Annotated in this window: 17 protein-coding genes and 4 pseudogenes; 11 read left to right on the forward strand and 10 right to left on the reverse strand. The window is 46.5% G+C overall.

The genetic code is table 11. The features are described from left to right. The 3 genes and pseudogenes from DSM107010_RS30875 to DSM107010_RS30885 form a co-directional block, all read right to left on the reverse strand. Positions 1-569, reverse strand: a pseudogene (locus DSM107010_RS30875) (hypothetical protein); the annotation flags it as partial. Between the two features lie 49 nt (positions 570-618). Further along, complete coding sequence (locus tag DSM107010_RS30880; protein ID WP_106169156.1) at positions 619-1425, reverse strand: hypothetical protein; 807 nt, start codon at positions 1423-1425, stop codon at positions 619-621. 54 nt (positions 1426-1479) lie between these two features. Beyond that, entirely contained in the window at positions 1480-1719 is a 240-nt protein-coding gene (locus DSM107010_RS30885) for a hypothetical protein (RefSeq protein WP_106169157.1), read from the reverse strand. 197 nt (positions 1720-1916) lie between these two features. On the opposite strand from DSM107010_RS30885, the gene DSM107010_RS30890 reads away from it, so the two are divergent. The 5 genes from DSM107010_RS30890 to DSM107010_RS41620 all read left to right on the forward strand — a co-directional run bounded on the left by DSM107010_RS30890 (position 1917) and on the right by DSM107010_RS41620 (position 3546). Beyond that, on the forward strand, positions 1917-2117 hold the full coding sequence (locus DSM107010_RS30890; RefSeq protein ID WP_127024725.1) for a hypothetical protein: 201 nt from the start codon (positions 1917-1919) through the stop codon (positions 2115-2117). 475 nt (positions 2118-2592) lie between these two features. Continuing rightward, positions 2593-2868: a BrnT family toxin gene (locus tag DSM107010_RS30895; RefSeq protein WP_127024729.1), complete on the forward strand. Its 276-nt coding sequence runs from the start codon at positions 2593-2595 to the stop codon at positions 2866-2868. Further along, positions 2831-3106 (forward strand): BrnA antitoxin family protein, encoded by a 276-nt coding sequence (locus DSM107010_RS30900; protein ID WP_127024732.1) that lies wholly within the window; start codon positions 2831-2833, stop codon positions 3104-3106. Before DSM107010_RS30895 ends, DSM107010_RS30900 begins: the two co-directional genes overlap by 38 nt. 19 nt (positions 3107-3125) lie before the next feature. Further along, the gene (locus DSM107010_RS38890) at positions 3126-3266 is read left to right on the forward strand and encodes a hypothetical protein (protein ID WP_158631905.1); all 141 of its coding nucleotides are present in this window, start codon (positions 3126-3128) and stop codon (positions 3264-3266) included. A 160-nt stretch (positions 3267-3426) separates the two neighbouring features. Continuing rightward, the gene (locus tag DSM107010_RS41620) at positions 3427-3546 is read left to right on the forward strand and encodes a DUF1830 domain-containing protein (protein WP_241994418.1); all 120 of its coding nucleotides are present in this window, start codon (positions 3427-3429) and stop codon (positions 3544-3546) included. Positions 3547-3733: 187 nt separating this feature from the next. On the opposite strand, the gene trxA is transcribed toward DSM107010_RS41620, so the two are convergent. Then, the gene (gene trxA / locus DSM107010_RS30910; protein ID WP_199755846.1) at positions 3734-4084 is read right to left on the reverse strand and encodes a thioredoxin; all 351 of its coding nucleotides are present in this window, start codon (positions 4082-4084) and stop codon (positions 3734-3736) included. A 253-nt stretch (positions 4085-4337) separates the two neighbouring features. On the opposite strand from trxA, the gene DSM107010_RS30915 reads away from it, so the two are divergent. Beyond that, positions 4338-5375: a hypothetical protein gene (locus DSM107010_RS30915; protein ID WP_106169308.1), complete on the forward strand. Its 1038-nt coding sequence runs from the start codon at positions 4338-4340 to the stop codon at positions 5373-5375. A gap of 160 nt (positions 5376-5535) precedes the next feature. Here DSM107010_RS30915 and DSM107010_RS30920 read toward each other — a convergent pair whose 3' ends face one another. The 4 genes and pseudogenes from DSM107010_RS30920 to DSM107010_RS30930 all read right to left on the reverse strand — a co-directional run bounded on the left by DSM107010_RS30920 (position 5536) and on the right by DSM107010_RS30930 (position 7348). Beyond that, positions 5536-5871 (reverse strand): hypothetical protein, encoded by a 336-nt coding sequence (locus tag DSM107010_RS30920; protein WP_206751844.1) that lies wholly within the window; start codon positions 5869-5871, stop codon positions 5536-5538. A 123-nt stretch (positions 5872-5994) separates the two neighbouring features. Beyond that, a pseudogene (locus DSM107010_RS30925) lies at positions 5995-6270 on the reverse strand (IS1 family transposase); the annotation flags it as partial. A gap of 35 nt (positions 6271-6305) precedes the next feature. After that, positions 6306-6470 (reverse strand): hypothetical protein, encoded by a 165-nt coding sequence (locus DSM107010_RS38895; RefSeq protein WP_158631906.1) that lies wholly within the window; start codon positions 6468-6470, stop codon positions 6306-6308. Beyond that, positions 6467-7348 carry a LysR family transcriptional regulator gene (locus tag DSM107010_RS30930; protein WP_127024735.1) on the reverse strand — a complete coding sequence of 294 codons (882 nt, stop codon included), beginning with the start codon at positions 7346-7348 and terminating at the stop codon, positions 6467-6469. The genes DSM107010_RS38895 and DSM107010_RS30930 overlap by 4 nt, the downstream gene beginning before the upstream one ends. 98 nt (positions 7349-7446) lie before the next feature. Between DSM107010_RS30930 and DSM107010_RS30935 the strand changes: the two genes are divergently transcribed. From DSM107010_RS30935 to DSM107010_RS30950, 5 genes and pseudogenes are all read left to right on the forward strand, one after another. Further along, the gene (locus DSM107010_RS30935) at positions 7447-8139 is read left to right on the forward strand and encodes an isochorismatase family protein (protein ID WP_158631907.1); all 693 of its coding nucleotides are present in this window, start codon (positions 7447-7449) and stop codon (positions 8137-8139) included. A 100-nt stretch (positions 8140-8239) separates the two neighbouring features. Next, positions 8240-8455 (forward strand): annotated as a pseudogene (locus DSM107010_RS41625) (IS701 family transposase); the annotation flags it as partial. Between the two features lie 83 nt (positions 8456-8538). Further along, a complete protein-coding gene (locus tag DSM107010_RS30940) occupies positions 8539-9138 on the forward strand; it encodes an isochorismatase family protein (RefSeq protein ID WP_106168031.1) in 600 nt (199 codons plus the stop codon). Positions 9139-9188: 50 nt separating this feature from the next. Next, positions 9189-9803, forward strand: a complete 615-nt coding sequence (locus DSM107010_RS30945; protein ID WP_106168032.1) for a flavodoxin domain-containing protein — start codon at positions 9189-9191, stop codon at positions 9801-9803. Positions 9804-9856: 53 nt separating this feature from the next. Next, a complete protein-coding gene (locus DSM107010_RS30950) occupies positions 9857-10090 on the forward strand; it encodes a hypothetical protein (RefSeq protein WP_127024741.1) in 234 nt (77 codons plus the stop codon). A 3-nt stretch (positions 10091-10093) separates the two neighbouring features. Here DSM107010_RS30950 and DSM107010_RS43250 read toward each other — a convergent pair. Together DSM107010_RS43250 and DSM107010_RS30960 are read right to left on the reverse strand one after the other, a co-directional pair. Beyond that, positions 10094-10879: pseudogene (locus DSM107010_RS43250) on the reverse strand (IS1 family transposase). 262 nt (positions 10880-11141) lie between these two features. Beyond that, a complete protein-coding gene (locus DSM107010_RS30960) occupies positions 11142-11891 on the reverse strand; it encodes a hypothetical protein (protein WP_106168034.1) in 750 nt (249 codons plus the stop codon). Between the last annotated feature and the right edge of the window lie 128 nt (positions 11892-12019).

The raw sequence follows: 12019 nt of genomic DNA on the forward strand, positions 1-12019 counted from the left end.
TCGCGCCATCCCCGCTCTCTGGCAGCTGCTAACTTTCCGTCTAGAGAACCAGTAAAGGGATTTGACAGGTCAATTTCGTTAACTGGTTGCACGGCAGGAGGCAGACAAGAACCCCTAAAGGGTTCTTGTCTGCCCTGCTGGGTGTAAATCTCGTTAACAGGTAAATCTGATGAACAGGTATCAGAGAAGAGTTGACTAGTATCGCTAACTCTCAATTGGACAACTTTACTGGGCTGCGCGATCGCCTGTTTCTTTTCTTTGGGTGCAAGGGAGCGCCAACACGAATAGGGCATCAGATAAAACACCGATTTCTTTCCAGCAGCGCGATCGCACTCGATTAAATTCATCTGTGCCAACTGCGACAGTACCCGTAGCACTGTAATGCGGGTTAACCTACAAACTTGAGCTATGCTTTCGCTTGATTCTGAAACTTTGCCATCTACTGCGTTCTTGAACAGGTGACAGTAGACGCGAAATTGGTTGGGACTGAGTCCAAAATCATCTAGGCGGTCTAACACGTCCCAGAAGCTCTCGAAATTCTGCTTGGTTTTCTGCTCGGTTGCGATCATTATTTTTCTTCCCAATAAAAGGCTCCTGCAACTGCAAGAGCCTAGATTCTTATGCAGACGGTTGGGCGGGTGAATGCTTGCCACTAGTCATGTAAACTTGCTTTAATTCGTTGACTTTGGCTATCCAAGCAGGTGCTTTCCTTCCTGGTGGTGCATCTAGTGTTTCAAATTGGGCTTGGATTTCCTCAACAGTTAGATGCGGCAAGCATTCTCTCGCCCATAAGAGTGCATCGCTAGGCGAGCGCCAGGAGCGATAAATCTCTTTTTGGTTTGATGGCAGCCCGGTTAAGGGAGGTGATGGCGAAACCTCGATAACATTTCCATCCTCATCCACTGTTGCTCCTAGTTCTTCGGGCGTGTATACTGCTGCACCCAAAAAGATATCCGGCACGAACCAACGACAGCCATTGCTCATTGCCCGTGCGAATAGCATATTTCTCGCAAACTTCCCCATATTTTGGGTTCCAGCTTTTTGTGCGTCAGCCGCGCTAAACTCACTTACGCCGATTTCTCGCCCAGCATCAAAAAAGGTAATCTTGCAAACGCGATCGCTTAACTCAACAACTCGATAATCGTAGCGACTACTTCTTTTGACTGCTGCCGCCATCAAATTTGCCCCGATAGCTGGTTTTCCTTTGATGATGAATATTCTACACATGGAAGAAAAAGCTGGAAAGCCTAGCTCCGCACCTGCTAAAATCTTCACCACTGCTTGGGCCGCTTGTTTGCAGTCCTCAAAGAAGCCAGAGCGAGACAGGATTTCGCCTAAGCGTTGTAAGTCATCAATCGTGTCGATTTTGAGATGAGGAGCGATCGCCAGCGTTGATAAGTCTTTGTGAGTTGGTATGTGACTCATAGTTTTCTCCTACAAAATTAAAGCTTGAAGCAGTCAGCTCCAAACCGATTTGATTTAGAACGGCGCTTCCTGGAAGCTGAGTTCGTTGTAGGAGATGACTTCGTAGCCCTTCAACCAGCTACAGGCTGCTACCAAAGATACGATCGCTTCTTTGCTTGGCTGCGTCACTACCACATCAATCGTTCTGGTAAACTCTGGTACGCCTTGGTAGTCGCGCTGAACGCTGACTAAATCGACGTAGTAGCGATACGACTGCTTCGCACTGATTGCATCCGGTGCGGTAAGATATGCCATAATAAATCTTCCTTTTTTGTAAAGGGATAGCAAGCGGTTAGTTTTCAGGCTTCCAACTCTAGAGAACTAACCGCTTCTCAACTCAAACTAATACTAGTATAACCTGGTTAACCAGGTACTGCAACCTTTTTTGGGGCAATTTTTTATTTTGTCATTTTCCAAAAAACCTAGTAAACTAGGACTGGAGGTGATGATTAGTGGCAAAACGTACTCAAAAAGATACTCAATTTAAACCGGAAGGAGATGAAGCACTTTCTAGGAAAGTGATAGGAGTGAAAGTATCTTTGGAAGTTGAGAATGCTCTAAACAAGCTTCCGACCACAGAGCGTGGTAGGTGGTTGCGTAAAGTCATAACAGAAGCAGTAAAGACTGAACTCTTAAAAGATGAAGTTGCTTAACCTAGATAACCAACTCGGAAGGATTGTCGTCAATTTACTCTAATAGAATAACCAAGAGTTAAAGGCAAATTTAGTGGTCTTTACAGGGAACTGCAAGGCAAATCTATTGTTTTGCCGCTAGAAAAATCTTTAGATGAAGCAATACGTCAAGCAATCGCGCCCGAAGTTAGAGCGAGAACAGCAAGCATCTGCATGAGTGAAAATTCCGAAATCCTCTGACAACTAGTAGTCAAGAAAGACGGCAATAATTATACAGCGCTTCACTTGATCTGGTAACTACTCTGTCACCTCTGGTTCTTCCATCGATGCTGTGATGAACTGAGACTTTCAGGTACGCGATTGTTATGTTGCGAATCATCGGGTGAGGCAGTGGTTTGAAGTTGCTACCGGATCGTTGAGGAACGAAGTTGTTAAACATGGGTAGCTGTAACGACAATTTGTAACTACAATAGGAAATTGTAACTGTCGTTCGCTCATGGAATACGAATGGGATGAAGCAAAACGTCTTGCCAATCTTCGCAAGCACGGCATTGATTTTCTTGACATCCCAGATGTATTCGATGGAGATACTTTAACAGTTGAGGATGACCGTTACAGTTATGGGGAACAGCGTTTTATCACACTCGGTTTGTTGCAAGGGCGAGTCATTGCTGTTGTTCATACCGAGCGCCAGGATTGTACCCGAATTATTTCTGCTAGAAAAGCGACGAAATATGAACGACGAATCTACTTCGAGCAACTCTCAAACTGATTGGCAACGATTGGATACAATGACCGATGAAGATATCGATCTATCGGATTGCCCAGAGATCACGCCAGAAATGTTTGCTAAGGCAGTAGTGCGACGGGGTTTATCTGTTGCCAAAGTCAAAACTCAGGTGACACTTCGCATTGATAGCGATGTACTAAAATGGTTTAAGTCTCAAGGGCGGGGCTATCAAACGCAGATCAATCAATTGCTCCGTGCCTATATGGAAGCACATCAATAGTCGGCAATGGTAGCTTGTTTTGAAGCTCAGAAGCGGTGGCGGCGGGATCGCGCTCAGTGAAGCTGAAACTAGGGTAATACTCAATAGTCAAGAAATTCTCGAATTATCTAACGAGCGGGTGAAACTAAAGTGCTTGTTTATGGCACCCGTGGCGCATTGACTCACATTAAGTTAAGTTGAGTCAAGCTTGTTTTGCTGTTGTCGCCAAGAGGTAAAACTATGACTCAAATTGTAGATTCATTACCCGACGCTACCAACAGCGTATTTTATGTCAATACAAGAACGCAACTAGTTCAATTCAAATTGCTCGGATTACAAATATTCCTCACTGGTATTTGGAGCGAGTCGTATTTCTCGGACAGCACTTGCTATTTGAGGCAGTAAAAGACGTGCAGCTAAAGATTCACTCTGCTAAAACGGTTAAGCGCTATTCCTGCTGACACCATCCTTTGTCAACAACTGCAAGTCGATGCAGGTGAAGAAAATAGCTAGTCAGAGCGCGTTAGCGTTCACGAAGTGTAGCGCAGCGTTTAGCTGAACGAAGTTATCGCTCTTCTAACAACTCCAAACAAATAGCACCACTCATCATCAAGACGATGCAACCCTCATGAGTGCGCTGAACAATAGTCATTCAGTCAAATACTTAGCCACAGCACTGCTGAATTCTTCGTAAGGTTTAACACCGACGAGCGTTTCTACCAATTCGCCTTGCTTGAACAGCATCACAGCCGGAATACTGCGAATACTAAATCGTTTGGCAATCGGTTGGTTAGCATCTAAGTCTAGCTTCAAGACCCGAGCGCGATCGCCATACTCCTGTGCCAATTGGTCGATTAAAGGAGCAATCAGTTTGCAAGGTCCACACCAAGTAGCTGTACAGTCTACGACAAGCACTGGCTCAGTTTTTAGTAGCGTATTAAACTCAGTTTCGTCTTGGATATAAGCAGCAGCCATACACTCTCCTAGTAAAGTTCGCATTGTCTCATAAAATTGCGACTGAAAACGAATTACATCTTCTGCGATGGAAAAGTTGACTAACTAGCCCGTTGATACATTTGCTTCCTTTGTCGGTCACAGTTGTGACCTATTGCTAAAATCGTACCCTTGTTCCCTCAATGACGAAAATTGATAGCTCGTTCCATTAACTTTTTTTTGGACGAGAGTGAAAGTGTGAAATCGGCAGTTATTGTAGATGGTAGAGGAAAATTTCTGGGATTGAGTCGATTTTTTGATGGATGAGTTGCAGCAATTAAAGCAGTTAGTCAGTGCCGACCTACAGAGCTTAAGCAAATATTACCGAGAAATGGCACAAGAGCAAGAAGCGGGAGTGTTGGTAGTCAACTACTACCTAACTGGTGAAGTCGCACAGATGGAGGCGAGATTTCTCAAGTCGAATCAGATTAAGCGCATAGCTAGACAAATGGGACTACCCGACCTCGAAACCCTTTTCGAGCAGCACGAGCGCGAAACAGAAATGGTAGTTGCGATCGTCACTGCCGAAACCAAAGGTGCATTCGCCGTTGAGTTACAACCACTCACTCCAAAAGACGAACCAGAAATCTCATCATCGGGCGATCGCTCTGCATTGAAGCCAAAGAGTAAGTCTGATGCCTCAACTACACAAAAGCGCACGGATTCTGCAAAGACGACAGCACAGCGCCCAGCCAAGAAACAGCCAAGTGTAACTGCAACATCAAAATCCAAAGACAAGCCAAAACAGACCAGCCAACCGTCTACTCAGCTAAGCACAGAGGCGGAAGTTATGACAGTACAGCCAGCAGCTACTACTAAATCTGTTTCTAAAGGTAAGATGACTGCCAAGACTGCCAAAACTTCCCAGCCTGCCAAAAGTGGCAAGACTGCGACGAGAGCGAAGACAAAACAGCGATCGCAGCCTGTCGCCTTACCTGAAACATCCTCTGCACCAACAGTAGAACCAGAAGCGACTCCACAATCAATAGTAGAGCCGGAGACTACTGCCAAATCTGCATCAATTGGTAAGACGACCGCCAAAACTTCAAAGCCAGCTACCCGTGGCAAAACTGCGAGTCAGGCGGCAACAAAACAGAAATCGCAGCCCGAAGCATCACCCGAAACACCCCCAGCCAGACCCGAAGAGCGCTCCGACGAACCAGAGCCAGAAACTACTGCCCAACCACCAGCCAAACGCAGCTCTTCTAACACTGCTTCTACTATGCGCAAGTCTTCTGGTGGTGCAACAAGGCGCAGTCCGACATCACGAGGAGCTAGAGGGAAAAAGCAAAACTAGCAAAACTAACATGTCGAGATAGTACTTTCTGCTAGCAATTGTTACAGCAGTTTCGCTCTCGCAGAGCTGAAGCTAGAACAGGAGCAAGATTGTTACGCTTTAAAAAGCATTAAAGTTTTGCTACCTTACCTAGCAAGTGGCATCCCGATGCTTGCTGACACTACCACAAAGACAGTTGCCCAGGTGAAACATTTTTACGTCTGGCTACTGCGTGCAGCGATAGATGGCATGGGGTACATAGCGGAATCAGATTCTCCGGTTGGTTATCTTCTGGAGTGAAATTAGCATGATGCACCGAGAGAGTGACGAGCGTCCACTCAGAACGAGCAAGCGAGTCAGGTTTTTCTCCAGGACGCAAACACTGTTGTTTGCAATGCTGACAACGCCAAGAGGCTGCTTGTTTAACACTCAAGGCAATTTGGTTCCAGTTTTGGGGGTAGCGTTGTCGATCGAGAGGCATAAACTGAAGATTAGTTGAACTTGGAGTGGAGAACATTACATATAGTACACCGTGACTGTTGAGCTGTAGGTTACAGCAAGAATAGCTCCTCAATCGGGTAGTGATATGGAAGTAGTGGTGAAGCTCAAATCGGTAGTGATATGGAAGTAGTGGTGAAGCTCAAATCCTGTCTAACTCTGCATTGTAGCCATGAATGAAGTACCAAATCGCTCCAATGTGATTGTTAAGTTTTTTGGAAAATGATAGACTTGCTCTTACCAATCGAGAAACCCGCTGTCTCAAGGTATTATTTAACCTTTCAATCCGATTAGTGAGACCTGTTTCTTTACCAACAGCTCGGTGGCGTTTTACGGGAATAACTGTTGTATAAGCTTGCCAAAAATCTGTATAGACGAAGGCAGATTGTTGATAAATCTCTGGTAAAGAAGCCCATAATTTGGAAAGTGTCAGAACTGAGATCTCACTATTTCTTATTGAGAATTCGACTTCACATCTTTTCCTAAAGACTTAAATTCTTCGTTAGGTTTCTTGAGATTTTTCTCAATATTATTGAGAATAAAGACTTGAGATCCCAGTTCTGACACTTTCAAATACGACAGCAATTCGTACAATGCTATTTGCAGTGCTAGCCTCATCTTGCACATTCCCTAACTACTTCAATAAAAGCTTGTAATGCAGCCGATGTAAGGTCACGCCGCCAAGCCAAAGCTAAGGAAACTTTTGGCGTAGATGGTTGCAACATCCGATAAACTACCCCCGGTCGTTGAAACTGTACAACAGAGGCAGATAATAAGGTCACTCCCAGCCCTGCCGCTACAAAACCCAATATGACTTGCATCTCGTCGGCTTCTTGAATGATTCTAGGGCTGAAGTTGGCGCGTTGGCAAACTGCGATTACTTGGTCATATAGTCCACAGCCGCGATCGCGTTGGAATGTGATAAAAGGTTCACTTTCCAGTTCCCGCGCCCGTACCGAGGTCCGGGTTGCTAGAGGATGGTTTTCAGGTATTGCTAAAATTAGGGATTCGCGCAAGATAGTCTCGATAGCCAGTCTTTTATCATTGATGGGAGATACAACAAAGCCGATACCAATGCGACCTTCAAGTAGAGCCTGGATCTGCTCCTCTGTAGTCATTGCATACACGGCAAGATCGACTTCTGGAAAGCGCTCTCGGTAAACCTTTAATGACATTGGAATCACGTCATAGGTAGAAGAACCCTCAAATCCGACAACAAGCCGACCGATTTCACCACGACTGGCTCGTTGTGCCACCAGCACCCCTTGTTCAACCTGTGCCAGTATTTGGCGTACCTCTTCTACAAATGCTATTCCGGCTTCAGTTAGCTCAACTCGGCGCTTGGTGCGACGAAAAAGTTCTACGCCTAATTCCTGCTCAAGCTGACGGATCTGTCGGCTAAGTGGTGGCTGGGCGATCCCAAGCCGTGCGGCTGCCCGACCAAAATTCAGCTCTTCCGCCACAGCTAGAAAGTATTGTAGCTGTCGAAGCTCCATTATTTGATTAATACCTTAAAAGTATTAACTTAGCTCAAAAATAGTATTGGACAACAATAAGTTTATTCTGTAAGCTTAACATGCATACGGGAGAGATCATGAACCTCAACAAACACACCTCGAATGACAACATCAATGGTGCAACGTGCCTCAACCCGTTCCCCGAACGCTTGAGCGTCGAGAACTCGGCCATGTTGCTGATTGACCACCAGGAAGGCTTCTTCCCCGGCATCCAGTCCATCGACCGCGACGAGCTTCGCACTAACATCCTTGCGCTGGGTAAGACAGCTCAGGTGCTAGGGATGCCGACCATCCTTACAAGCAGCTTCGCGCAGGGCATCAACGGCTCGCTGATGCCCGAACTTGTCGCCATGTTCCCCAACCTGCCCATCATCAACCGTCACCTAGTCAACGCGTGGGAAGACCCAGCCTTCGTCGCGGCGGTCAAAGCGACGGGCCGCCAGAAGCTCATCATGTCGGCGCTGACGACCGACGTGTGCCTGGTGTTTCCTGCCGTGGCGGCCGCTCGCGAAGGCTTCGAGGTTTACTGCGTGCTGGATGCTTCCGGCGCATGGAGCAAGCGCGCCGAGGATGCCTGCGTCCTGCGGATGAACAACGCGGGCTGCATCATGACGACTTGGGTTTCGGTCGCCGCTGAACTGCTGCACGACCACCTCGGCCCTTACAAAGAGCCGGTGCAAAGCGTGTTCAACGAATACTTGTTCGGCTATACCGCGCAAGGCAAGGACAACGCTCAAAGCGAAACGCAGCACACTGTGGCTACTGCCTGAATGTGTTGACGAACCGTAGAGATGTCAGCTAGAAAGTGGGGCTAAGAATTTGGCCCTGCTTTCTGCCACGGTCCAACCAACAACGGCACAACTCGGCGCTTGGTGGGATAATCAACGCGGTTGGAAGAACCTGCTCAACAATCTGCGCTTGATAATTCAACCGTTGATTTGTTTCAACTGGCTCAAATGATGGCTGGATGTATTTCCGATTGCATCGCTTGAGAGTGGGTTTGAGCATCTGATACATCAGATGAATCAGTTCTTCTGTCCACTAGTGCATCGACTGAACTTACAGCCGATATTTTCATCCGCTTAGAGTGATAAAAAAAGGGTTAGACCGATTCGATTGCAACACGCTTGTAAAAATTAGAGGAAAAAATAAGTTTTGAGGAGCATGAAATGAAAAACAAATTTACAGTTGAAAATGCAGCAATGCTGTTGATTGACCATCAACAAGGCACAATTAAGCTCGCCCGCAACCTACCGCGCGAAGAGATTGTGCAAAACACGCGCGCGCTGGCTCGCACGGCGGTCGAAACCAGGATGCCTCTTATCTTAACCAGCAGTATGGAAGCTAATTTTCAAGGTTTGCTGCTGGACGATTTGCAGACTATCGCACCAGAAGCCTATGAAAAACGGGTCAAGCGCCCCGGTATCGTTGACTGCTGGGAGTATGAGGACTTTAAAAGCGCGGTCGAAGCTACAGGTAAGAAAAAGCTGATCGTGGCTGGGCTAACCAACGATGTCTGCATTGTCTTTCCAGCCATTAGTGCAGTGGAAGACGGCTACGAAGTCCAAGTCGTCGTGGATGCGGGTGGCTCGCCAACCATGCTTGCCGATGAAACTTCCACGCGACGTATGGAAAGACATGGTGTCACTCTGACCTCGACCAATCAGGTCATGGCGGAACTAGCTGTCTCATGGTCGCAGGACTTCGGTCGAACGATTCAAACCATTATGTATGAGGAAATCCTATCTCAACTGATGAAAGATCCTTAATAGTTCTTTAAGTGCAACATTACACTCCTACACGATCGAGGAAAACACACATGACGAACGTTTTGGTCGTTTACACTTCCACAATGGGTAATACGCGCAAAATGGCTAAAGCTGTTGCCGATGGTGCTCGCTCGGTCGAAGGAGCCAAAGTCTTGCTGCGCGAAGTGACAGAGGCAACCAAGGACGAAGTGCGGAATTGTGACGCACTGCTTTTGGGAACACCGATGCGCCATCGCTCCGCTGATGCGCGGGTGAAAAAGTTTATCGAGGATACCATTGAAGTCCTGTGGCTGAAGGACGAGATGGTCGGCAAAGTTGGTGGGGTCTTCTCGGTCGGCGGCGGCTACGGTAACGCAGGTGCGGGTGTTGAGCTCGCGCAGTTGGGAATGCTTGCAGCTTTAGCCGGTGCAGGGATGATTTTAGTATCGTTGCCGAAAACGACACCAGGTGCCGGAGTTGCCGGAAGTCACTGGGGGCCGCATGGTCGCTCAGGCGGACAGGGTATGGAGCCAGTTGGGATTACAGACGAGATGATGCTGGCTGGCTGGCACCATGGTGCAAACGTTACTAGAGTGGCGGCAGCTGTTAAAGGTCAAAACTTATTGGTTAGGGGAAACGTCGCTCCAACCGAAGAGGTACTTGCAATGTTTCAATCCGATCCATAAGGGTAAATCCGTTTTTGTGCAGGTACGTAGGCTATCGACGCGAGGAGCAGCCAATGACTTATAATTCTATGCTTTACCTAGTAAAGCACTACTTCAAACCGTATTTATGTTTGGCTGGTAACTTCGGCATTTTCTGTTTCACTGCTCAAAGCGTTCCTGCTCTAGCTGAAACGCCTCGTCTTACTTCTAACTACGAACGAGCCACGACCGATGAAGCTGTGTTTACTGCTACCGAATATAATACTACAACATCAGAAATTGCGGTAGTGTTAACGATCTGTTGTTAGGGTCTAAATTAATACACCAAACTCATAGTGGTTAATAAATAATCCAATTACTAAATCGTGCATCTCTTCCGTCTTGGAAAAGCGGATAGTCTTTCTTTGCAATCGTTTGATTCTTGTCCTTTTAAGTTTAAGTGCTTTCTCTCATTCTTTGTGTCTTTCTCTTACCAATTTCGTGCTTACCTTCCAGAAGATTTCTTTCGTAAGCTCCCCATCCATCCGTACAGTATTTTTTAATTCCAAAAGGTTCTAGTAGCTTTTTCAATTCTCTAAAAACTTCGTCTTTCCTTCTGCCAAAAACGTAAGCTAATACTTGTCCTGTAGTACGGTCAATAGCGTGCCACAACCAGCGAGGATTTTTCTTGCTCTCTACAAAGCTCCACATCTCGTCTAATTCTGATTCCTCAACTCCTGCCTCTTCTAGCTCTTCTGCCTCTTTTACTTGATATATTTCTACTTCCACTTGCTCCAACTTGAGATTTTCTAAGGCTTTTTGATTCACGGATTTGAGCTCAGGTTTCTTTGTCTTCAACTCTCGAATCACTGTGGAAGCACCGACTTTGAGCACCCGACGAGCAATATCCCGAATTCCGCTGCTATTCAGGGTCATCTCAACTATTTGCTACTTGACTTTTCTTGTCCGTCCACAATGGTATAGTCAAGAACAAAGGTACGGCGCAAGCACTCAGGATTCTGGCAGAGGAAGCGTTGTTTGTTTTCAGAGGATTTACCGTGCTTAATGATATCAGTAGAATGGCAATCCGGGCATTCAACAGCAATCCAAACAGTCATAGACTCTCAAATAACAGCTCAATCCACTCTATCATTAGCTGATTTTAAGAATTAGCACACCAACAGATCGTTTACACCACCTGCTTAAGCTGCTGATACAGCTCGTCAGGTACGTCCCGTAGACTAATATTTACCATACGATTGCCTCATCTTTGATAGCATAGATATAGCAAAATGATATTGTTATGAGTTGAACGGCTAACTGATTGTTGACTAACTTTTAATTTTTTCTAGCTCGTTATGATTCACGGTGAACTGTTTCTTAGTTCTCAGGCAGCAATGTCAGGCAAGAAACCCAGATTCCAGTTGTTTCGTAAAAGTCTTCGCGCTGCTCCAAGCCAAAACCTCCCAGCAAAACAGCTAACCAGGTTTTCACCAGTAGATCTCCTAAATCTTTCTCCAGTGTAGCTGGGTACTGTACCTGCTGTACTATTTCAATTAAAGGCAAGCACTTCTGGGACGTGTTAACAAAACAATCGGCGATCGCGCGCTTCCAGAGCGAAAAATCTTCAGTATGAGCAAGCGCAACTATGAAATCTTTTTGCTCTGCATCAGATCGGGTTGAATTATCTTCTGCTTCTAGTTGTCCTACCATTGCCAATACTGCTAACTTATCTACTTGTCCGACAAGAGAGTTATTGGTAGCGATCGCAGTTGGGGGCTGTCGATTTTGGGGGTACTGTACTGTTTCTGGTGGCTCGATTAAATCCGACAGATCTAAGTGTAGCGACTGCACGAATAGATCGGCACATTCATCAACATCAACAACTGGTTCGGTCGGATTGTACTGGCTTTCCCATTCCCCAATCAGTGACTTTGCCCGCGCCGCGTAAACTGCCACGATTCGCGCTAGCCCCTCAGCTCCGATTGCCAACTGTTGCGCCAGATCGCTATGCTCCATCGCCCGATCTAAAGATAGTAGCAGCGATCGCACGTCCGCCGACTCAGGGGACTCGATCGCAACATCCAATGCCTGCCACAAATCCAATTCGAGCTGTACGATTTCCACCACGTTTTTAGCTATTGGGATGCATTGGACAAGGGCGAATCGGGCAGTTTGCCGGATGTAGCTCTACCGAAGAACGAAAGCGCTCGATCTTGATTTCACTATGACTAGAAAAACCCTCTAAGACTCGCACT

Origin of the sequence: Chroococcidiopsis cubana SAG 39.79, assembly GCF_003991895.1 — a bacterium.
In the GTDB taxonomy this organism is placed as follows: Bacteria; Cyanobacteriota; Cyanobacteriia; order Cyanobacteriales; family Chroococcidiopsidaceae; genus Chroococcidiopsis; species Chroococcidiopsis thermalis.